Source organism: Romboutsia sp. LXY-2 (assembly GCF_056171995.1).
On the sequence record NZ_JBKFGI010000004.1, the window covers coordinates 272,307 to 295,489 of the forward strand.

25 protein-coding genes and 2 tRNA genes are annotated in these 23,183 nt (G+C 27.9%); 5 read left to right on the forward strand and 22 right to left on the reverse strand.

Annotation, left to right across the window (positions count from 1 at the left end):
• Positions 1-73: 73 nt before the first annotated feature.
• Positions 74-841: a CPBP family intramembrane glutamic endopeptidase gene (locus ACI48P_RS09615; protein WP_475215100.1), complete on the forward strand. Its 768-nt coding sequence runs from the start codon at positions 74-76 to the stop codon at positions 839-841.
• A 165-nt stretch (positions 842-1,006) separates the two neighbouring features.
• Entirely contained in the window at positions 1,007-1,480 is a 474-nt protein-coding gene (locus tag ACI48P_RS09620; RefSeq protein ID WP_475215101.1) for an LURP-one-related/scramblase family protein, read from the forward strand.
• 48 nt (positions 1,481-1,528) lie between these two features.
• On the opposite strand, the gene ACI48P_RS09625 is transcribed toward ACI48P_RS09620, so the two are convergent.
• Positions 1,529-2,317, reverse strand: a complete 789-nt coding sequence (locus tag ACI48P_RS09625) for a histidinol-phosphatase HisJ family protein (protein ID WP_475215102.1) — start codon at positions 2,315-2,317, stop codon at positions 1,529-1,531.
• A gap of 634 nt (positions 2,318-2,951) precedes the next feature.
• On the reverse strand, positions 2,952-3,176 hold the full coding sequence (locus ACI48P_RS09630; RefSeq protein ID WP_475215103.1) for a hypothetical protein: 225 nt from the start codon (positions 3,174-3,176) through the stop codon (positions 2,952-2,954).
• Positions 3,177-3,487: 311 nt separating this feature from the next.
• Between ACI48P_RS09630 and ACI48P_RS09635 the strand changes: the two genes are divergently transcribed.
• Entirely contained in the window at positions 3,488-3,748 is a 261-nt protein-coding gene (locus ACI48P_RS09635; RefSeq protein ID WP_475215104.1) for a PTS sugar transporter subunit IIB, read from the forward strand.
• A gap of 176 nt (positions 3,749-3,924) precedes the next feature.
• Here ACI48P_RS09635 and ACI48P_RS09640 read toward each other — a convergent pair whose 3' ends face one another.
• The 16 genes from ACI48P_RS09640 to ACI48P_RS09715 all read right to left on the reverse strand — a co-directional run bounded on the left by ACI48P_RS09640 (position 3,925) and on the right by ACI48P_RS09715 (position 18,833).
• The gene (locus tag ACI48P_RS09640; RefSeq protein WP_475215105.1) at positions 3,925-5,439 is read right to left on the reverse strand and encodes a bifunctional metallophosphatase/5'-nucleotidase; all 1,515 of its coding nucleotides are present in this window, start codon (positions 5,437-5,439) and stop codon (positions 3,925-3,927) included.
• Positions 5,440-5,520: 81 nt separating this feature from the next.
• Positions 5,521-6,780 (reverse strand): ABC transporter substrate-binding protein, encoded by a 1,260-nt coding sequence (locus tag ACI48P_RS09645; protein WP_475215106.1) that lies wholly within the window; start codon positions 6,778-6,780, stop codon positions 5,521-5,523.
• A gap of 12 nt (positions 6,781-6,792) precedes the next feature.
• Entirely contained in the window at positions 6,793-8,088 is a 1,296-nt protein-coding gene (locus tag ACI48P_RS09650; RefSeq protein ID WP_475215107.1) for an MBL fold metallo-hydrolase, read from the reverse strand.
• Positions 8,072-8,890, reverse strand: coding sequence for a carbohydrate ABC transporter permease (locus tag ACI48P_RS09655; protein ID WP_475215108.1), 819 nt, complete (start codon positions 8,888-8,890; stop codon positions 8,072-8,074). Before ACI48P_RS09655 ends, ACI48P_RS09650 begins: the two co-directional genes overlap by 17 nt.
• Before the next feature lie 8 nt (positions 8,891-8,898).
• Positions 8,899-9,780 carry a carbohydrate ABC transporter permease gene (locus ACI48P_RS09660; protein WP_475215109.1) on the reverse strand — a complete coding sequence of 294 codons (882 nt, stop codon included), beginning with the start codon at positions 9,778-9,780 and terminating at the stop codon, positions 8,899-8,901.
• Complete coding sequence (locus ACI48P_RS09665; RefSeq protein WP_475215110.1) at positions 9,780-10,229, reverse strand: ATP-binding cassette domain-containing protein; 450 nt, start codon at positions 10,227-10,229, stop codon at positions 9,780-9,782. Before ACI48P_RS09665 ends, ACI48P_RS09660 begins: the two co-directional genes overlap by 1 nt.
• Positions 10,230-10,354: 125 nt before the next feature.
• Positions 10,355-10,849 carry an ABC transporter ATP-binding protein gene (locus ACI48P_RS09670; protein WP_475215111.1) on the reverse strand — a complete coding sequence of 165 codons (495 nt, stop codon included), beginning with the start codon at positions 10,847-10,849 and terminating at the stop codon, positions 10,355-10,357.
• Positions 10,850-11,090: 241 nt separating this feature from the next.
• Complete coding sequence (locus ACI48P_RS09675) at positions 11,091-11,687, reverse strand: TIGR04100 family radical SAM protein (protein WP_475215112.1); 597 nt, start codon at positions 11,685-11,687, stop codon at positions 11,091-11,093.
• Positions 11,688-11,975: 288 nt separating this feature from the next.
• The gene (gene fsa, locus ACI48P_RS09680) at positions 11,976-12,614 is read right to left on the reverse strand and encodes a fructose-6-phosphate aldolase (RefSeq protein ID WP_475215114.1); all 639 of its coding nucleotides are present in this window, start codon (positions 12,612-12,614) and stop codon (positions 11,976-11,978) included.
• Positions 12,615-12,650: 36 nt separating this feature from the next.
• Positions 12,651-13,583: a transketolase family protein gene (locus ACI48P_RS09685; protein WP_475215116.1), complete on the reverse strand. Its 933-nt coding sequence runs from the start codon at positions 13,581-13,583 to the stop codon at positions 12,651-12,653.
• Between the two features lie 2 nt (positions 13,584-13,585).
• On the reverse strand, positions 13,586-14,401 hold the full coding sequence (locus ACI48P_RS09690; protein WP_475215118.1) for a transketolase: 816 nt from the start codon (positions 14,399-14,401) through the stop codon (positions 13,586-13,588).
• Positions 14,402-14,484: 83 nt separating this feature from the next.
• Complete coding sequence (rbsD, locus tag ACI48P_RS09695; protein ID WP_475215121.1) at positions 14,485-14,880, reverse strand: D-ribose pyranase; 396 nt, start codon at positions 14,878-14,880, stop codon at positions 14,485-14,487.
• 60 nt (positions 14,881-14,940) lie between these two features.
• Positions 14,941-15,849 (reverse strand): ribokinase, encoded by a 909-nt coding sequence (gene rbsK, locus ACI48P_RS09700; RefSeq protein ID WP_475215123.1) that lies wholly within the window; start codon positions 15,847-15,849, stop codon positions 14,941-14,943.
• A gap of 231 nt (positions 15,850-16,080) precedes the next feature.
• The gene (locus ACI48P_RS09705; protein WP_475215126.1) at positions 16,081-16,923 is read right to left on the reverse strand and encodes an MIP/aquaporin family protein; all 843 of its coding nucleotides are present in this window, start codon (positions 16,921-16,923) and stop codon (positions 16,081-16,083) included.
• Between the two features lie 272 nt (positions 16,924-17,195).
• Entirely contained in the window at positions 17,196-18,197 is a 1,002-nt protein-coding gene (locus ACI48P_RS09710; protein WP_475215128.1) for a LacI family DNA-binding transcriptional regulator, read from the reverse strand.
• Between the two features lie 243 nt (positions 18,198-18,440).
• The gene (locus tag ACI48P_RS09715; RefSeq protein ID WP_475215131.1) at positions 18,441-18,833 is read right to left on the reverse strand and encodes a hypothetical protein; all 393 of its coding nucleotides are present in this window, start codon (positions 18,831-18,833) and stop codon (positions 18,441-18,443) included.
• Positions 18,834-18,986: 153 nt separating this feature from the next.
• On the opposite strand from ACI48P_RS09715, the gene ACI48P_RS09720 reads away from it, so the two are divergent.
• Positions 18,987-20,159, forward strand: a complete 1,173-nt coding sequence (locus tag ACI48P_RS09720; protein ID WP_475215133.1) for an MFS transporter — start codon at positions 18,987-18,989, stop codon at positions 20,157-20,159.
• Positions 20,160-20,234: 75 nt separating this feature from the next.
• Here ACI48P_RS09720 and ACI48P_RS09725 read toward each other — a convergent pair whose 3' ends face one another.
• The 3 genes from ACI48P_RS09725 to ACI48P_RS09735 form a co-directional block, all read right to left on the reverse strand.
• The gene (locus ACI48P_RS09725) at positions 20,235-20,447 is read right to left on the reverse strand and encodes a hypothetical protein (protein WP_475215135.1); all 213 of its coding nucleotides are present in this window, start codon (positions 20,445-20,447) and stop codon (positions 20,235-20,237) included.
• A 247-nt stretch (positions 20,448-20,694) separates the two neighbouring features.
• Positions 20,695-20,783: transfer RNA gene (locus ACI48P_RS09730), tRNA-Ser, on the reverse strand.
• Between the two features lie 4 nt (positions 20,784-20,787).
• Positions 20,788-20,863: transfer RNA gene (locus ACI48P_RS09735), tRNA-Lys, on the reverse strand.
• 240 nt (positions 20,864-21,103) lie between these two features.
• On the opposite strand from ACI48P_RS09735, the gene ACI48P_RS09740 reads away from it, so the two are divergent.
• Positions 21,104-21,721 (forward strand): hypothetical protein, encoded by a 618-nt coding sequence (locus ACI48P_RS09740; protein ID WP_475215138.1) that lies wholly within the window; start codon positions 21,104-21,106, stop codon positions 21,719-21,721.
• 244 nt (positions 21,722-21,965) lie between these two features.
• Here the strand turns inward: ACI48P_RS09740 and ACI48P_RS09745 are convergent, their stop codons facing one another.
• Entirely contained in the window at positions 21,966-23,126 is a 1,161-nt protein-coding gene (locus tag ACI48P_RS09745) for an HD-GYP domain-containing protein (RefSeq protein WP_475215141.1), read from the reverse strand.
• Positions 23,127-23,183 lie beyond the last annotated feature (57 nt).

Below are 23,183 nucleotides of genomic sequence, written 5' to 3' on the forward strand. Positions count from 1 at the left end.
TTTCTACGATATTTTGTCGAACAATGGTATTCTATGGTATAATTATACTATTATACTATGTGAGGGGAAAATGATGGATTCTAAAAAAAAAGCTTATAAAATAATTTTAATTTATTTAGCAATTCAAATTATTGGTACATTTTTAAAAAATAATCTAGATAGTTCAAATATAAGTAATGATTACCAAGTATATAACTTGGTTGTCCAAATTATATCTACATCTTGCATTATTTTTATAATAAGAAGAGATTTTAATTGGGATGAAATTGGATTTGGTAAAATTAAAATTAAATACTTCTTCTTGTTTTTGCCGCATTTATTAATAATTTTGTGCATGATTAATACTTTTATAATAGAAATTTCTAAAAATAGTTCCCATTATAATATTTCAATATGGATAAACTTATTAATAATTTTAGTAGGTAGTTTTGCCGCAGGTTTTTGTGAGGAGGTTATTTTTAGAGGCGTACTCCTTAATACTTTAAGGAAGTATAATTCTTTAATTTATTCTATGATAATCAGCAGTGTAGGATTTTCTATATTACACATTACAACTATTCTATCTGGAAACAGCATATTCTATGCAATCATAAATGTCATTATTGCTAGTTTATTAGGATTTGCTTTTGTTGCACTTTTACTAAAATTTAATAATATCTGGCCTTTAATAATCTATCATTCATTATGGAATTATATTCTAATCGCTTCTGAAATGTTGGATATTAGCTTATCTAAGGCAGCATATTATAATAATATAGTAAACATCATGCTTACAATAATATTATGGTTTATTATTATCAAAGATGAAAAAAATAAAAAAAAATTAATATTTAGTAAATAGCATAAAAAGAGAGAGTATATTATACCCTCTCTTTTTAATTACATGTGAAAGCCTAAAGCTATTCTCTCTTAAATATCTTTTTCATTAAGAATATAATAACTATTATCAAAATTTCTATTGTTGTATATAATAATTATTACTAAAAGCATAATAAGGGGGAATTATATGAAGTACTATATGAAATCAAAATTTTTCAAAATAAAAGAAGATTTTTGGATTAGAAATGAATTTAAAGAAGATGCATATTTTGTAGATAATAAATTTATGACTTTTGGTCTACAATTTGATATAATTAAAAATCATCATATTATATACTCCGTAAAAGAAAGGCTTCTCGCACTTATGCCTAATTATGAAGTATATGAAAATGGAAAAACTGTTGCAACTATAAGTCAAAAAATAACATTTCTAAAAGATAAATTATATGTTAAAAGTAAATATGGAGATTTAGTTGTTAAGGGAAGCTTATTTGATTATAATTATAAAATTTACTGCGGATCTAAAATATTAGCAGAGGTAAATAAAGAGTTCTTCGCATTCACTGATAATTATTATGTTGATATAAATTTCAAAGATGAAGCATTTATTTTAACATTGGCAGTTATTATTGATAATATTATAGATAAACAAAAAAACTAAAAGGGCTCTTGTATGGCCCTTTTAATTTATAATATTATAAAAATATTTTTATAACTTATGGAACACTGGTTCCATTTTTTCAAAAGTACAAAACTCTTTGAAACCAATATCTTTTAGCTTCTCTTTTACATCAATAATTTTGCAACCTAAGTGCTCCTCAGTATGACTGTCAGAGCCTATTGTAAGTATTTTCCCCCCTAATTCATAATACCACTTTAATATTTTAGTAGAAGGTGTAAGATCCGGTAATTCGTATCTATAGCAAGAGGTATTAACTTCTATCCCCTTTCCATCCTTTATAACTTGCTTTAGTATTTCCTTTATAATATCTTCACAAGCTTCATCTTCTAATATACCTAGATCGTCATATCTTTTTATCATATCAATATGTCCCAGTACACTATAATCTTTGTATTCATTGACTACATTTAGTGTGGCTTGATAATACCCTCGATTATATTCTAGCTGACTTTTGCCTCTCTGATACTCATTAGTCCAGAATTCTAGATCGTCAATTTGATGATTTGATAATATTATAAAGTCAAAATCATATTTATTAAAATCTCTTTTAAATTCGTTTATAGTATGCATTTGAACCCCAAATTCTGCACCAAATTTTATGTTTATTTTATCTTTATATTTTTCGTTTAATATTTTATACTCCTCTAAATATTTTTCATAATCAGCTACATATTTTAAGTCATTTGTTAAATAGTCTACGTGATCTGTAAAACAGATTTCATCTATACCTAACTTTATAGCTTGTTTTATTGTCTCTTCCATTGGATATGTTGAATCATTTGAATAACTACTATGAATATGGTAATCTGCTAACATATTTTCCTCCCTATTACTATTGCAATTAAGTTATTATTTAAAATCACTGTATTCATATTATACCATTACATTACTATTTTACAAAAATTACCAATTAATTTTTATCTTAAATATAATAATTATAATTAATCTTTTAACTAAATATATAAAGCCTTTAACATGATAGTTAGAGGCTTTATATATTATTTAGTAAATAATCCTTTTATTGATTCTACTAATTTCTTTATCCAAGATTGTTTTTGTGCAACTTAATCTTGATTCTAATCATTTATATTTAATACTTCATTCATAATCGAAATTCTCTCGCCAGAAACTCATCTGGTTGTGGTGTTTTTAACATGCCTCCTGAAACATTAAGATCTAAATTAATTTGATTTATTGCATTTATTTCGTCTGGAGATATAGTATATGGGTTGTTCTTATTTTCAATTTTTTTGCAATCAGTTTGGTCAACTTTTGTATTAACATGACCTATTACTCTCTCAGTTTACTATTTTCCATTTATAGTAACTTTTTTACCCATTTTTTCCTCCACAATAGTAGCATTTAATAAATGATATGAATTTAACTATTTTTTTGTGTAATATTTAAGCATAAATCATTTACTTCCTGTATCATTATTATTTCAGTATTTTCACCTGAAATAATTCCTACTTTTATTCCATTTTCTATAAGCATACCTTCGATTTACAACAGACAAAACACTATCTATATCTTCTTTAGAAAATTCTAGAAATCCACTTGTATTATCTGCTTTAGAGTATATAGCAGCAATCTTTATTAATTCTTTTACAATTTCCATTTCACCTTTATGGTTACATCCGGCTTCTACAATAATTCTCATTTTTGTATAATTCATATCATATCCTTCATCTTACGTCATTTTCAACTTAAATTTTCTCACTATTTAAGTAATATTAATTAAGCTAAATATGCCTAGGCTATTAAACAATTAATATATAAATTTCTAAGTCTAATGTTTACTTAACTATCCAATAAAAATAAATTTATTACTAATAATTACTTATTTCGTTAAAGTAATCATTATTTACACAAAAACTATAATTTGAGTCAAGTTCTAGTTTTATAAGAACGTTCAAATTTTTATTATTGTTTCTTATTTTTATTTATTGTATTATATAGATATACCAAGTCTAGGAGGATTACAAAATGATAAATATAATGTTAGCTTGTTCAGCTGGTATGTCTACTAGCTTATTAGTTACTAAAATGGAAGCAGCAGCAAAAGCAGAAAATATAGAAGCAAATATATGGGCTATACCAGAATCTCAAATAAGCAATGAAATAGAAAAATGTGACGTATTACTAATAGGACCACAAGTTAGATTTATATTGGCTAGAGCTGAAGAAACAGCAAAACCTCACTATACCTGTAGAAGTAATAAACATGATGCACTATGGTACTTGTAACGGAAGTGCTGTATTAAATCGTGCATTAGAATTAGCTAAAAAATAATATTAATTAAAATATATATAATCAATTTAATTTACAAATTTCCAAATAAAAAAGGTGAATACAATTGTATTCACCTTTTTTATTTAGAATAATTATTAAATATTTATACTAGGCTTTAATCTGATTTAACTTAAAATGTTATTTTGTAATTACTGTTTTTTATTAATTCTACATTTTTATATTTCTGGAAATAGTTAATTATCAATTCTGAAACATCAACATTGATTTCTTTTACAATCTCTCCACCTTCATAACTAGGATAAATTGATGTATTTGATGCACGATAATTATTCATAACAATAGTATAATCTCTATCTAAATCTATTTCCTTATTATTTCTTTTTATAGATATTACCCTATCATAAAAATCTTTAGATAAATCTATTTCATATGATAATCCACCATACATATCATAGTTATAATGTTGTTTTTTAGGTACTTCAAAATCTCTATTTATTTTTATTTCGCCCTTTTCTAACACAAAATAAGTAGCACTCTTTTCTATAGCTTCTTTTATCTTGTGACCATTTAATTTAAGAACCTTTAAAGTATTAGGATATGGATAGTTTATAATTACATCTCTTATTGATACATCTTTCTTAAATCCTATGGCATTATCAAATATTGATAGTGCTGAAAAATCGGCATCAGAAGCATCAAGTTGAACTTCATGTAAGAAGTTTATGAAAGGATGTCCTTCTAATCGAGCTTTAAATAAGTCTTTAATAATACTTTCCTCATTAAAATAGCCAATCTGTTTGTCTAAGTAATCTTGAAGTTTTTTACTTTCCTCTGAAAATATATTTTCTAGCTCTTTATTTACTTCTATTTTCAACTTACTCACATCAACTAATTCATAATTAATTTCTTTTGCTTCAGTATCTATAATTATCTTTGAGAAATTTTGACCATTGTTAATTGGCTGTGAACATACAACACCATTTATCGAAGTTATAAATGATCTATGTTGGTGTCCACTTAATACCATATTTATTGATGGAAATTTTTCTAATAGCTCACTTCCTTGATTTTCTTTAGTAAGTTTTTCAGTTGGAATCATTTTTGAGTCTAAGCTTTTTTCAAATCCACCATGATAACAAACAACTATAAAATCTGCTTTTGATTTTATTTCCTCTTCATATTTTTCATATATATCAACTGGATTTAAAAAACTTAATCCTTCAATATTGGAATGATTTTCCCAGTTTGGGATAAAAGATGTAGTAAATCCTATAAATGCTATTTTAAATCCATTGTAGTCAAATATCTTATAAGAACTTGTTTCGAATTTAAGCCCATCTATATTAGCATTTATTACTTTATTCGATATTTTACTATATGCATTATTAAAATACTCTAATCCATAGTTAAACTCATGATTTCCTATTACATATACATCATAATCAATAGCTTCTAGTCCTTCTATTATTTTATTGCTTTTTTTAGGTTCTTTTGATAAATAATGAGTAAAGGGAGAACCTTGGATCAAGTCACCACAATCTACTTTAAATGATGCATCATATTTTTTTTCATCTTCCAATATATAACTCCCTATTTTCAGAATGCCTAGATTTTGATTTTCAATATAATCCGTTGGGTACACATATCCGTGTAAATCACTCGTATGATAAATAGCTAATTTCATTTTACATTTGCCTTTCTAAAATGTTTTTGTGATATTAAAAGGGTGCTAAAATAGCACCCTTTATTAAAAAGATTTTTTTAATTATTCCCATATAGAAGTCAATGTAGTTTTGAATTCTTCTAACTTCTTAGCTACATCTGTATTTGTATCAGCAAGTATTCCTTCTAATACTGTTGAAGATTCTCTGTATGCTGCATCTGCTCCATATACTACAGGGTTAGTGTATAATCCAGTAGTAGCATCAGCAAGTATAGGAGCAACTAAGCTTCCAGAATTCTTGTACTCAGCAGACTCTATAACACTTTGTCTTGCAGGTACATATCCAGTAGCAGTAGCCCAAGTTAATTGACTTTCAGCTGAAGTTAGGAACTTTAAGAACTCAAAAGCAGCAGTCTTTTGCTCTGGAGTAGCACTTGAGAATACATATAAATCAGTACCTTGTTGCATTCTGTTTTCAGCTGGGTATGGAGCAACACCTACTTCAAACTTATCACCTACACCTTGCTTAACGAATGATTCACCAGCATTTGAACCAACATACATTGCAACACTTTCATTTGCAAACGGTCCAGATAAGTACTTATCAGTACCAGCTATTCTGAAGTAACCTTCTTTAACACCATCTAAGTAGTAATTTGCAGCTTCAACAGATGCATCACTAGTTACATCGAAATTAGAATCATAAGTATGTCCTTCATTCTTTATAAACGTTGTATAATAGTTATTTAAAGAATCAAAACCTGCTCCTACTATACCTTTTTTCTCTTTTATTTCTTTAGAAACAGCAGCCAATTCTTCAAAAGTAGTCGGAACTTCTAAATTTAATTCATCGAATAAAGTTTTGTTGTACCATAATACTTCTGTAGACTTGTTAAATGGTATAGCATAAGTTTTACCATCTATTACTGTAGCTTTTCTGAATCCTTCAACCATGTCATCATAGTTGTCAAACCCTATTGTTTCATTATTTATATAACTATCTAATTCTTGAACTAACCCATCAGATATTGCGTTAAACATCCAATCTGGATAAGCTTGTGTCATAGTTGGTAAGTTTTCAGGACTTGCAGCTGTAGCTGTTAACTTTTGTTGTAAGTCTGGATAACTCGATTGGTTTTGTAGTGTAACAGTTATATTTTCATTCTTAGCCATGAATTCTTCTGTTAACTTAGTTAAAGTTTCTTCTTGAACCCCATTCATTGCATGCCAGAAAGTTATTTCTACTGGTGCCGTTAATTCTGTTACTATTTCGCTGTTACTTTTGTCAGTCCCACTATTTGAACATCCTGTCATAAGACCTAATGCAAGAACCGATACTAATAATTTTTTTGCAAATTTCATTTTGCATCCTCCCTAAATTGTTTGTTTTTTCTCTGGTAATAATACTCCCCCAAATTCATTATATAGTTTTTCAGGTCTTAGTGAATGTATTGGTACTAGTAGTTTTGGTTTAATTAAGTTTATTATCTTAATTAAATCTCTTGGATGGGCATGTCCGCTACAAGATGCAATTACAAACTCTATTTTACGATCTTCAAAACCTTGGACAAATGGCTTATAAGCTGGATCAAATTCACCAAGTGGCTGAGCATTTGAATGAATATAAATTCCACCCTCTTTTAATTTGTCAATATATTTAATGGCAAGAGAATCTAATTGCCAGAAAAAGCTCCCCTTATCTTGAAGTAATTCTTCAAAAGGTATTTCCATATCTTCATTGAGACCATATTCTACATCATCTAATTGATAGTAATAAGCATCATATCCTGTCGCCTGTTTTACAACATAAGCATGATATGCATCTAACACAACTTTTCTAGTATTAGTTTTAATGATATTCATGATTCTTTCAATATTTGATATGTAATAGTTAAATGTAATTTGTTTATCTTTATTTTCATTAACTATTTTATTTATATTATCTACTAATTCAAATTCGTCTTTCACTCCCTTTTCACTGTTTTCATCATCAAAGTCTTGGAATGAAACAGAAACTCCTTCTATTAGTAGTACATCACAGTTTTCACTTTCTTCACAGAAAGTAAATGTATCTTCTTTTCTATAACCATGTATTCTTAAATCACCAGTGTAAGCTATTGTTAAATCAGGTGTCTTTATTAATAAGCCACATGCTCCATATGCATCATGATCTATTGGCATAAGCTTTACTTTTATATCGCCAATAGTTATTACTTCATTATCTTTAGTTCCTATTATTTCTCTAGTATTCTTTCCTTCATTTTTATTTAGAGAGAATAAGAAATCATCATTTATATTTAAAGTGTTTAGTAATGATTTTGTTCCTTCTAATGTATATAATGGTATACTAGGATTTAAGTAGTTTACTATTTTAGTATGATCTAGATGCACATGTGATAAAAATACTGCACTGTTTACAAATTTATCTTCCTTAGATTCATATCCATTTAATTTTATTGCTGGATCGTAGATATTGTTTACATATGGAACTAAATTAGTATCTAATAATTCTTGTAAATTTTTTGGTTGTATTTCTAGTGATGGATTATACTCACTACCAAAGTCAAAGAATATATGGCTATCTTCATATGCTATTTCTATTATTGTTCCACCTATAGTTAAAACCCCACTGTGGAATGTTATTTTTGTCTTTTTATCCTTTAACGCCACTCTTAACAACTCCTCTTATTATTTGTTTTCTGAATATGAAATATATTATTAATATAGGTATTATTGTTATAGTTGATGCTGCCATTTGTAGTTGAACACTTGTACCACTTTCTGTAGCAAAGGCACTTAACCCATTACTTAATAATCTCATTTCTTTTGAGTTTGTAACAAGTATAGGCCATAAGAATGAGTTCCAACCATTTATAAAACTAAGTATTCCCATTGTAAATAATGCAGGTTTACCCATTGGCACCAATATCTTCGTTATAAATTCTAAATCACTACATCCATCTACTTTTGCTGCTTTATAATACGAAAGAGGTATACTCGTTAAATATTCTTTTAAATAGAATATATAGAATACACTTGCAAGTGATGGAACTATTAAAGCTGTATAGCTATCTAATAAACCTAACTTTGCAATTGTTTGATAGTTTGTAAATACAACTACCTCATAAGGAACCATTAGTAATGCTATCATTCCCATTAAAAGTATATTTTTACCTTTAAAATCTAATTTAACAAGTGCAAATGCAGCAAGCACTGACGTTACTATTGTCCCTAATGTTGATACTCCTGCTACTAATACTGTATTGAAGAAATATCTTGCAAAAGGAGCTTGCTCCATAGCTAATTTAAAGTTTTCCCATTGGAAATCTTTTGGGAATAATGTTGGCGGTATACTAGTTGCCTCTTGGAACGTCATTAAACTTGATAATATCATGTACACAAAAGGGAAAAGTGTGATAAACGCCATTATTATTAAAAATGTATACGATAAAAACGAATTAATCTTTTTCATACTTTCACCTACTTAGAAATTCTTTTTAATACATAGTTTTGTATTAAAGTGAATATTAATATCAGAATAAATAAGATAACAGCAGCTGCCATACCTTGTCCATAACGGTTTTCTACATAGAATTTATTGAATATGTAGAACACTGCTGTTGTTGCACTATCAGCTACTCCAGCCTTACCGTTAAATATTGCAAATACTTGAGCATAAACCTTAAATGCACTTATAAAGTTAACTATTGATAAGAATGTAATTATTGGTAACATTTGTGGTAGCGTTATCTTTCTAAATTGTTCAGACTTTGTTGCACCAAACATATCAGCAACTTTATAGTAATCTTTATTAACATTACGAAGTCCTGAAAGTAGTATTACTATATTAAATGCTAAACTTGACCATATACCAAATATTATTAACGTCCATATACTCATATTTGGATTGTCTAAGAAATTTATAGGTCCAACATTTATAAAACTAAGTAAGTAGTTTATAAATCCATATTCTCCATTTAATAAAAATCTAAAAACTATACCTACAGCTATTACACTAGTTAAATATGGAATAAAAAATACTGTTTCAAATAAATCTTTACCTCTTACTTTTTCGTATATTGTAACTGCAATAAACATAGATATTATTAACCCTACAGGTACAACTATAAATGCATATGTTGACGTATTTGCTAGCGCTGTATGGAACTTTGGATCTTGTAATACTATTTGATAGTTTTTAAATCCATTAAATACTAAGTTATTAAGTGTCCCTTTCTGCATAGACAACATAAATGTTCTTATTAAAGGAAAAACATTAAAAACCGTTATTATTAATAATGCAGGTAAAAGGAAAAACCAAGCCTGAGGCGAATTTTCAGCTCTGTATTTAAACTTTTTCATTAGTACACTCTTACTCCATTCTCTTCAAATAGATATATGTTATTGTAATCAATGTCAAATGCTACAGTTTCGCCTTCATTTACACTTTTACTTATTTCAGTAATAGATTTAGCATTTTCACCATTTGCCTTAAAGTTTAAGATACAATCTTTTCCTATAAGCTCGATAGATTCTACTGTTGTATTAAATAAACCCTTTTCACAAGGTATAAAGTATTCTGGCCTTATTCCAACAACATACTTATCTTTATCTAATTCCATTTTAAATCTATCCTTATTTAAGAAGTTTAAATCTATTTCAAATTCCTTTCCTTTTAACTTATCTCCTACTTTTTCCATTTCAAAGATATTTATTATTGGATTCCCCATAAACTTAGCTACAAATAAGTTAGCTGGTTCTAGGTAAAGGCTTTGAGGAACATCAAATTGTTGCACTATTCCTTGATTCATAAGAACTATTCTGTCACTTATTGATAAAGCTTCTTCTTGATCATGAGTAACAAATACTGTAGTAATACCGATTTCTTTTACTAGTCTTCTTATTTCTTCTCTTATTTTTAATCTTAATCTTGCATCTAAGTACTTAAAGGCTCATCTAGTAAAAGTACCTTTGGATTTTGAACTAAAGCTCTTGTTATTGCAACTCTTTGTTGCTGACCTCCGGACATTTCACCAGGCTTCTTATTTGCTAATTCTTCAATACTTGTAACTGCCATGTATTTTTTAGCAATTTCTATAGCTTCTGCTTTAGTTTTTTTGTTTTTACCAACTACTAGTGGAAACATTACATTTTCTAGTACTGACATATGAGGGTATAGTGCATAGTTTTGGAATACTAGACCAATATTTCTATCTTTAGGATGCTTGTCAACTACTGACTCACCATCAAACTTTATATCCCCACTTGTTGGATCAAGCAATCCTGCTATTAGGTTAAGTATAGTAGTTTTCCCACAACCACTAGGTCCTAATAAACATACAAGCTCCCCTTCATTTATTTCTAAGTTTATGCTCTTTAGTGCCTCATACTTATTGTCATAAACCTTTCTAAGTTGTTCAATCTGTATCATATTTCACCTCGGATTTTTTACTTTTATGACAGTTGCTGTTGTAATATGTAAGAACCGTCATAATCATTTTAAATTATAATAAATATCAGCTATTTCTGTCAATTGTTATTTGAAAAATTAACATTCTTTTAATAAAATTAAATATTTAAAAAAATATAACTTTTTTATTTTTTAAACATAAAAAAGAGTTATTGTTTTTTATATAACAATCACTCTTTTATTATGTTTAAATATATCCAAACTAATTTTTATGCCTAACTCTAAGTTTAATATTTAAAGAATTTGCAATATCATAAGATAGCTTTATTTGTTCTTCTGATATTTCATCCACTACTGAAAGCATAACTTCATTTATATTATCATTACATTTTTTTGCAAAGTTTAGCATAGAATCAAAAGACTTTTCACCAAACTTCGGTCTTGTTACATTGTTATATGTTTCTTTATCAGGTGCATTTAAGCTGATTGATATGGAATCTATAATTTCTTTTAACATACTTGCTGTATCTTTTTCATGAATCAAATCACTGAGTCCATTTGTATTTACCCTAATTTTAATATCACTTTGTGATTTAATAAATTTAGAAATTTCTATAACTTCATCAATCCTAACTAATGGTTCACCATAACCACAAAATACTATTTCATTATAATTATCTAATTTATAACTATTAAAGGCCTCTTTTACTTCTTCTACACTTGGTTCATGTTCTAACCATAAGCTTCCACTACCACTAACTTCATCAGATTCGTTTCTAATACAAAATACACATCTGCATGGGCATTGGTTCGTTATATTTACATATAAACTTTTATCTATTGTGTATAAAATATTCATATCACTACTCCTCTTTATTTCATTACTGACCTAAATGTAAAAATAAATTTTTATTACATTATATATATTAGCATTATGATAATCACTAAGAAACATAATTTGTGATATTTTATAAAAAAATTTTAATATTATCATACAAATAATAAAAATACAAATTTTTACATTAGCCTCCCCCATTATATTTATACCAATAACAATTATATTGATATTGGTATAATGAATGACATAAAGATGATATATTTACAAATAAGAAGATCACCTCTTATTTTGATATCTTGTTAATGATAACTATATATTTTTAGCATCTGCTAAGAATTTCTCTATTCCTATATCTGTTAATGGATGTTTAGTCATTTGCTTTAATACACTAAATGCTATAGTCGCAATATCAGAACCAGCCATAGCACATTCAGATGCATGTATTGGATTTCTAACACTTGCAGAAATTATTTCTGCTTTTATATTATGAGATTTAAATATTGTCGATACTTCACTGATCAGTTCTGTTCCTACCATTCCTATATCATCTAATCTTCCTACAAATGGACTTACATAAGTAGCTCCCGCTTTCGCTGCTAGTAATGCTTGTTGTGAAGAGAATATTAAAGTAACGTTAGTCTTTATACCTTTTGATGTTAATATGCTAACTGCCTTTAGTCCTTCAATACACATAGGTATTTTTATTACTATATTTTTATGTAACTTAACAAGTTCTAAAGCTTCTTCAACCATTTTATCGCACTCTAAACTTATAACCTCAGCACTTATTGGTCCATCAACTATAGAGCATATTTCGTTAATTACTTCTTTTATATCTCTACCTTCTTTTGCTATTAACGATGGATTAGTAGTTACACCATCTAAAATACCCCATGTTGCTGCTTCTCTTATTTCGTTAACATTTGCTGTATCTATAAATATTTTCATTATATTAATCTCCTAGTTGTTTTTGTTTTATAATAATTAATTTCTATTTAATTCTTCTAATATTACATTTTTTATATTTTCTTTAGTAATTCCATAATGTTGTAAAAGCTCTGATGGTGCTCCTGATTGACCAAAGCAATCTTCAATCCCAATCTTTCTTACTTTTACAGGTGAATGTAAACTTGTCACAGAGCAAACTCTATCACCTAATCCACCAATAACTGAATGTTCTTCAAATGTTACTAAACATTTAGTTTCTTTTGCTGCATTAATGATTATTTCTTCATCTATAGGCTTTATAGTCGGCATATGAATTACTCTGACATTAATACTGTCATTTTTTAATTCTTTAGCAGCATCTATCGCTATGCTAGTAGTCATACCTGTAACTACTATGCTTATATCATTTCCATCATTTACAATAACACCTTTTCCAACTTCAAAGTTGTAGTTAGAATCAAATATATCATTAGCCGCTAATCTACCAAGTCTTATATAAACTGGGCCATTGATTTTTGCTGCTTCATTTATTACTTGTACTGTTTCAATTTCATCTGCTGGTACTATGACTGTCATATTAGGAAGAGAGGACATTAATGCTATATCTTCAATAGATTGATGCGAACCACCATCTTCACCAACTGTTATCCCTGCATGAGTAGCAGCTATTTTAACATTTAATTTTGGGTAGCATATTGAGTTTCTAATAATTTCAAAAGCTCTACCAGTGGCAAAAACTGCAAAAGTACTTGCAAAAGGAATCTTTCCATAAGATGCTAATCCTGCACTTATTCCCATTAAGTTTTGCTCTGCTATACCAACATTAATAAATCTATCATTAAATTCTTTTGCAAAATCTGCTGTTTTAGTAGATTTTGATAAATCTGCATCAAGAACTACTATATCTTTATTTTCTCTACCAAGTTGTACTAATGCTTTTCCATATGCTTCTCTAGTAGCTAATCCCATCTTTATACCCCCTTTGAGTCTAATTCTTCTATTGCTTTATTTCTTTGTTCTAAGCTTGGAGCACTTCCATGCCATCCACCTTCATTCTCCATAAAAGAAACCCCTTTACCTTTTACTGTCTTAGCTATTATTGCTGTTGGTACTCCCTTTGTATTTCTAGCATCTTCAAAAGCTTTTTCGATTTCTTCAAAAGAATGTCCATCTATTTCTAATACATTTAGATTAAAAGCCTTTAGCTTATCTTTTAAAGAATAAATATTCATTACATCTTCATTTTTACCGTCTATTTGTAGTCCATTATTATCTATTATTACTACTAAGTTATCCAATTTATAATGAGTTGCTGACATTAAGGCTTCCCACACTAAACCTTCTTGTGTTTCACCATCTCCAAGTAATGAATAAACTCTCACATCATTTTCATCCATTTTTGCACCTAGAGCTAATCCCACAGCATTTGATATACCTTGACCTAGTGATCCCGTTGACACATCCACACCTACAAGCTTTTTACTATCCGGGTGCCCTTGTAGTGGTGAGTGTAGCTTTCTTAATGTATTTAGCAATTCTTTATCAAAATATTCTTTTTCTGCTAACGTTGCATATAAAACCGGTGCAGCGTGACCTTTACTTAGTACAAATCTATCTCTATGCTCTTTTTTTTGATTTTTAGGATCTAAATTCATTTCTTTAAAATATAAATAAGTTAGTATTTCAACTGCAGATAAAGATCCTCCTGGATGGCCTGATTTTGATGAGTAAATCATATCAATAATACTTTTTCTAATATTATTAGCAATATATTGTAAATTCTTCATAATATTTCCCCTCTGTTTATTATCTAAACTCGAATATTATGTTGAGGAGAATTTCTCTCCCCCCAACATATATCTTTGATATATTAGAATACTACCCCTGATTTTAATATTATATTTGCATATGGAGTACATTCGCCTGTTCTAACTATAGCCATTGAATCTTTAGTAATATTTTTAAATTCTTCATGAGCTACTTTAGCTATTTTTATATTATTGAATCTTTTTTCAATCTCTATATACATTTTATTGCTAACTTCTTCTAACTCTGTAGCTATTATAATCTCCTCAACGCAAAGTTCTTCTAATACAGTATCTAAAGTTTCTAAGAAACTTGGTATTCCATACTTTAATGCTAAATCTACTCTTTCTACATTTTTAGGAATTGGAAGACCACAGTCGCATATTGTTAACATATCTGTGTGACCCATTTTTGATATTACTGATGATATTTCACTATTTATTAAAACTGACTTTTTCATATTCAATCTCCTAAGGTTATATTTTGTTATATTTATTTTAAAATCTATATATTATATCTACTAAAAACTATAGTTTTCTATATCGTGTAAGTTTGGTATTGAAGTTTGTGCTCCGACCTTCGTAACACTTATAGCCCCCGCCTTAGAAGCAAAATTCATTGCCTCATCTACAGTCTTATTTTGTGATAATGCAACAGATAGTGCGCCAGTATATGTATCTCCTGCTGCAGTTGTATCTATAGCTTCTACCTTATATGATTTTTTGAATTCCATAGTATCTTTATCTAAATATAGACTTCCCTTTGAACCTAATGTAACTATTAATTGTTTTACACCTTTTTCCATCATTATATTTGCTGCCTTTTTTATATCATATTCATCGTTGATACTTATTCCACTTAATATTTCTAGCTCTGTTTCATTAGGAGTTAATAAATCTACATTTTGTATAATGTCATCACTTAGCTTTACTGCTGGTGCTGGATTTAAGATTGTAAACTTTCCTAACTCCTTTGATTTCTCTAAAGCGTATTTTATTGTATCTATTGGTGTTTCAAGTTGTATTACCACTGTGTTACACTCTTTTATTCCATCTATACATTTATCTATATCATTTTTAGTTAATTTGAAGTTTGCTCCTGGTGATACTACTATTGAGTTTTCTGCATTTTTATCTACTGTTATTAAAGCTACTCCACTTGGTCCTTCTTCGACTTGTACATAATCTACATTAATATTATCAGCTTTAAGTTGCTTTAATAAGCTATCACCAAATCCATCATTTCCTACTTTCCCTATCATATATACATCTCCACCAAGTCTAGACGCTGCCACTGCTTGATTTCCACCTTTTCCACCAGGTATTTCTCTAAATTTACTTCCTATTAAAGTTTGACCTTTCTTTGGCATTTCTTCAACATTTACAACAAGATCCATATTTAGACTACCTATTACACATATTTTTTCCATCATAATTTCCCCTCTCAAAATTGTCTTTAGTGCTAACTTGTCTTATATACTTACATATTGACCTAGCAACAAATATCGTTTTCCGTGAGTCTATAATATAATACATTTTCATATTAATCAATAGTTTTTTCATATTTCTTTCATATTATTTTCATTTTTGTTTCATGTTTTATCAAAATTAAAAAAGTTACCTATATAAGATATTTATCAAGTTCAACTTTTTTAAAAGTGCTATGCTACTTTACTTTCTATATCAATAACTTCATCGCCATCATTACATACTTTATTATCTTTACTAAAGATCTTTATTAAGGCAAATATTGCAATTGTTAATCCTAACATTATGTATAATCTGTTGTCTACTACACCTTCATATAAAGCTAGATGTACTAATCCAGATGTTGTGGCCCCCATAATTGGAGCAACTATCGGTATCCATGAATATTTAAAATCTGAACTTCCTTTTCCTGCAATAGGTAATAGATAGTGAGCTAAACGAGGTCCTAAATCTCTCGCTGGATTTAGCGCTGCACCAGTTACACCACCAAATGATGTTCCAACTAAAAATATTAAACAACCTACTGCTAAGGGTTTAACTCCATCTATAAATATGTTTGTATCCATTCCTTGAATGCAAAAAGCTAATCCAAATGTAACTATATATTCGCTAAAGAAGTTTGCCACGTTATTTTTTATACTTGGTGCTGTTGCGAATATTGTAAGTTTAGCTTTAGAATCATCAGTTTTTTCCCAGTGATTAATAAATTGAAGATATACTAAGAGACCTCCAAATAATCCGCCTGCAACTTGAGCTATAATATACCCTGGAACTAAACTCCAATCAAAAGTACCCTTAACTGCTTGCATTATTGTTATGGCTGGATTTATATGAGCCCCACTAATATCACCTACACTATAAATTACCATTGCTACAGTACAGCCCCATGCAATATTTATTGCAACATTTCCTGCTTTATACGAACCTGAAGTCTTAAGTGAATTCCCTGCTAAAACTCCACATCCAAAGAATATTAATATTGTTACACCTATAAACTCTGCTAAATACACATTCATTTCTTTATCTCCCTTTTGTTTATATTTTTCATATTTTCTTCATCTCTAATACCGTTTTCCTGAGGTATATTTCATATATTATAATATTTCTTCATAACTTTCAATAGTTTTTTTCACATTCTTTTCATAATCACAACCTTTCTCACCACTTTTCTTTCATGTTTATTACATTTCTTTTACATCTCATGTGGGATATCACTTTTTAACTATCTTTATTATACTTATAGTCCTTTTTAAAATAAAAAAATAGATGTCAAAAGACATCTATTTTTTTATTTAACTAATAATTCAGATCCTCTAGTAATAATACTAGGTTTTAATACTATATTTTGAGTAGTACATGGTTCATCATCGATTAACCTTTTAGATAAAACTTCAAAGGCCATCCTCCCCATATCAGATGTTGGTCTTGAAACCACACTAACATTCATTCCTAAGTATGTAAAAAATTCTAAGTCATCAAATCCTAATAAAGAAATATCTTGTCCTATTTTTATTTCCATTTCATTTAAGGCATTGATTGAGCCTAATGTCATCATATTATTACATATAAATATTGCTGTAACATCCTTATTATTATTTATTATTTCTTTTGTAAGATGATACCCAGAATCAAGAAGATAGTCACCTTCATAAATATAATCTTCATTAACATCTAGACCATTCATTTTATGAGCCTGCTTATATCCTTCTAGACGAAGCTGAGCAGTCTCATATTCTAGTGGACCTGTAATCACAGCAATTTTCTTATGCCCAGCGTTAATCAAAGTATCTACTCCATCGAATGACCCTTTTTGATTATCAATAAATATTCCATCAAAATCACAAAACATAAGGTCTCTATCAATTAAAATGACTGGTACTCCTAATGAATTTAACTTTTGAACATGTTGCTTTGTTGTCTCTCTATTTTTTATAGTAGTTGTGATAACTAAACCACATATTCTAAATTCTTTTAGAGCATCAATAATCTTCATTTCCTTTTCAATACTTTCTCCACTATCAAAGGTAAAAACATTATAGTTTAATTTATCAGCTTCTTCAATTAGCCCCTTAAGCACATCTGTAAAAAACATGTTTGATAAATCTGGAAATATCACTGCAATGTTTTTTTCATTTAGATAAGCTCTATCTTCTTGTTTTATTTCATGGATTGCGTTTTTTATTAAATCTCTTGTCTCCTGCTTTACATATCCTGATTTATTAAGATATCTTGAAACAGTAGCTATAGATACCCCTGATTTGCTAGCTATATCTTTTACTTTTATATTCATATTTGTTCCTCAATTCCGTAATTTAATTATAACAATAACATAATTTTATATAATCATAAATTAATCATATGAAAATTATTTACACAATTATTGCTTTTTATAATTGCATGATATATTATTGCTTCTATTAAGTCAATATTGTATTTATTTTTACTCCTGAATATATAAGATTAATAAATTATATATCTTAAATATAATTTATTAAATCTCAATATATAAAAAAGGAAATCTAATAAGATTTCCTTAACTCCTCTTTATAAAATCAACCTTACAATTTGGACAGTGTATAGATACCTTGCCTTTTCCTTTTGGAATTCTTAATTTCTGATTACAAGATGGACATTTGTATATTTTGTGTGACTTACTTTTATAAAATAAATTTTTGTTATCACCAAACAAACCTTTTACTTTTTTATTAAATCTTAAGTATGTTTCATTCTCTTTATATCTTTTTGTAAAGTCCTTAGAAAGCATACGGTAATATACATAAATTAATAAAGCTATTGAAACATAGTATAATGCATCATCAAAGAATATAGATATAAAGAAACATGCAAATACTGATATCATCAAAAACCTATTAAACTGGTCATTTCCATATCTTCCTTCCATAAACTTATACATTTTTTCTCTCATTAGTATTCTCCCCTTTCTATATGTATAATCATTTCACATTTTAATCATTTTATTAACTTATCCTTATAGTATTATTATACTTTATTTTATGATTTAGGTTAAAGAAAACTTTATATAATTTTAATTATATGATATATTCTTACAAGGAGGAAATTGAATATGTCAAAATTTTATGTAATGTATTTATCTTTATTTATTGGATTAGGTGCTTATAACACTTTTTTACCTGTATATTTAGAGAATACTCTTGGATTCACATCATCACAAGTTGGTTTGATTGTATCAATACCATCTATTATAGGTATTATTTTCGTCCCTATTTGGGGGTTATTAAGTGATATATCAAAAAAACAAAAGTCAGTACTATGGCTTAATGTATTAATGTCACTTATATTTACAGGACTTTATATTATAACTGAATCTTTCATTACAATATTTGTTGTTGCTACTGGTCTTGAAATGTTTAGAAATTCTATATTACCACTGACTGATGCTTTAACTACTTCATACTGTAAAAAAAATAATAAGAACTACGGTCAAATTAGAGTAATTGGTTCAATGTCATTTGCCATTGCATCATTTTTATGTGGTCAGTTAATTAAAGCTACTAATAATGACTTGATGTTTTTCTATGTATTCATGGTCAGTATGGTTGGTTGCTTATTAATAACACCTACTGTAGAAGTGTCAAATGAAAATATTGATAAAGAGAAGCTAGATCTAAAAAAAGATTTACCAAAACTATTTAACAATAAGGCTTATATACTTATTTTACTTTGTGCAGTATGTACTTCATCTTTAACTGAAGCTATGATGTCTTATCAAGGTATACATCTAATGAACCTTGGTGCTGGAACAGAACTTGTAGGTCTTCTTACTGTATTTATGGTTGTACCCGAACTTTTCTTTATGGTTAAAAGCAAAGACTTATTAAATAAGTTTGGCATGATTAAAATGATAAGTTTCGCTAGCTTATCACTATTATTAAGATGGGTAATATACAGTATAACGTCTAATCCTTGGATATTTATGTTAGCAACTTCTATGCATGGTGTTTCAATTTCTATTGTAACAATATGTGCTTTTGATTTCATTGGTAAGGTTGTCGAAAAAAAACTTTACACAACTTCTATGACTCTTTATACATTCATTATAGGTGTTTCTTACTCACTTATGAAGTTATTATATGGATCTATGATAGATATGTTCGGAATAAATTCTATATTTATTTTTTCTATGGTAATCTCTCTAATTAGCTTTATAGTAGTAAAATGGATAAGTAAGTTAGATACAGTTAGCCTCAATAACGCAGAGGCTATTAATTAAATAAAAGTATATCCTAAAATAACCCAATAACTATTTACGTTAGTTATTGGGTTATTCTAACTTGCTTAAATACTACTATTTATCTTTACTTTTAAATCTAAAACCATTAGTGTATCCAACCAAAGACATTAGTAAAAATAACGAAGTAAAATATACTGTACACCTATAAGCAAATGGCCTAACATCTTGAAATTCTTTAAATAGTAAAAACAAGATATACGAAGTGAATGTAAATCCTGTAATATTAAATCTGTGAACATAACAAAAATCATTAAATTTATCTATCATACTCTTTCCCCCAAAATAAATCCTTATACATCCCCAAATTAATAACCATACTCATACCTTTTTTTATATAATTGCAATTTCATATTATCCAACTTAGTATATACTATGTATCTATTACAAATTCATATTCCATTTTTCGTATAATATTAATATGAATTAGTTTTATGCATATGATATATCCTATAGTTGATTACGATTTTTTGTATAAAAAAAGCTATGTTAGATCAACTAACATAACTTTATATATTGGCGGAGAGGGTGGGATTCGAACCCACGGTGCCGTTAAGCATCACTGGTTTTCAAGACCAGCTCCTTAAACCACTCGGACACCTCTCCAATATGGTGATCCATCCGCGACTCGAACGCGGGACACCCTGATTAAAAGTCAGGTGCTCTACCGACTGAGCTAATAGATCTTATTGTTTACATCAACTACTCTTAATAAGATATATTATAATTTAATACATGTCAATGGTTTTTAATTATTATTTATAATTTTCTTATATTTTTATCTTAAATATGATAAATTGGCAAAAGTTTTATTTCTTATATTAAGAAATAGTAACAAATATTTACAATTTATTAAAATGTTATTTACCTTGCATCAAATGGGTATTATAATAAAAGAACAATAAAAAGACAGCGAGGTTATACATATGAAAAAAGTCGAGGAATTATTACATTCATTAAAAGAAGATCTATCTGGATTACTAGGAATGATGCTAGTATCAGAGAGAACTAATAGTCAAAGATGTATTGCTAAGGATTTAGATACTACTAACACTATTATCGATCATAAAGAAGATCTTAATCAAGAAGAGCTAAATGCAATAGGTCATGAAGTTAGAAACCTTACTGAAGATATTAAAGGTATGACTAATGTACTATTGACTAACGAAAGAATTAATAGTCAAAGATGTATTGCTAAAGATCTAGATACTACTAACACTATTATCGATCATAAGAAGAATGAAGACTTTACTAAAGAGGAAATAGAAACTCTTGTAAACGAAGCCAAACAATTAGTAAATACTATTTTAGTTTCTGAAAGAAAAAATAGTCAAAGATGCATTGCTAAGGACTTAGACACTACTAAAACTATCATTGATCATGAAAATGATAAACAAGAATTTAATAATCAAGATTTAAAAAGCTTACTAAATGAACTTAAGGGTATTGTAAGTGAAATGTTAGTATCTGAAAGAATAAATAGCCAAAGATGCATTGCTAAAGATTTAGATACTACTAAAACTATTTTTGATCATAAAGAATAATTTTAATAAAATTCAAGATATCGTTTAAATTCATACTACTTATAAAATAATACTGAAGATAAAATCTTCAGTATTATTTTTATAAGTAGTATTTAACTATATTTCTATTTTATTTTCTTCATTTATTATTATACTATATAAATCTAATAATATCTTGTTATATAAAGGCAATGCTTCAAATTTACTAACTAATTTGTATATAATTTTTATATGCAAATCTACTACAAAAAGTGATAAATAGTGACTAATATGTATCTTTATTATTAATGATTTTGTCTATCTGTATTATCAATTTAGTATCTAGCTCATTATTGTTACCCATTTTGTAAATTATATCCCATACCTTATCTATAGAAATATTTTCTCTATAGGGCCTTTCTTCTGTTAAAGCTTGATATACATCACAAATAGACATTATACGTTCAAGAATTCCTATTTCATCTCCTTTTAGTTTTAAAGGATATCCGTTACCATTTAGTTTTTCATGGTGATTAGATGCATATTCAGTTATTTCTTCGAATCCATCTATCTGTTCTAGTATCCATCTAGTATAATAAGTGTGTTTATTAATCTCAAAGCGTTCTTCTGAAGTTAATTTTCCATTTTTTTCAATAATCTCATTGTTCACTACAAGTTTCCCTATATCATGTAGTAAAGCAGCTATATACATTTTGTTTATAATTTCGCTATCACAATTCATTTCTTTTGTGATTTTCTTTACTAGCTCTGCTATCCCAACTGAATGTCTATAAGTAAATTTACTTCTATTATCTATAATATTTGCCAAGGCTTTAGCAAAGTCAATAATCTCTTCATCAACTAAATCATAACCTTTTATTTCAACCTTTTTAGAAAGTATATTATCAAAATCTTTATTAAAATAGTCTAAAAGTATATACTCTTTTTCTATAATCATTTCAAATGCTTTAATTATTTCAGGATTAAAAATCTCAGAAATATTATTTAACCATTCTCTTATGTTAAGAAATAAATCGTAATCAAATTTCATTATATTACCAAATTTTTTATCAAATACATCTGCAAAACTTATAATCTGAGATGGTAATGGAATATCATCACCTTTCATTTTAAAAGGTCCGCTACCAGTATAATATTCATGATGATAATATATAAATTCTGCTAGTTCTTTTTTTAAAGGTAGATTTAATAGAATCTCTTTTCCTTTTATACAGTGCTTCTCTGTTATATAGGTATTACTAGCACCAATATCATGTAACAAGGCTGCATAATAAATATCCTCTATAATTTCAGTATTTATACATAGCTCTTTAGCAAGCATGTATGAAATATATGCAACATGTTTCGAATGCGATAGTTCTTTTTTCTCAGCAACGTCTAAAGCATAAGATAACCCTTCTATCAATGATCTTATGTTACTTTTCATATATTACGTCTCCCTTATTTCCAAATAATAGTATATTCATATATATTCCCCTATTAT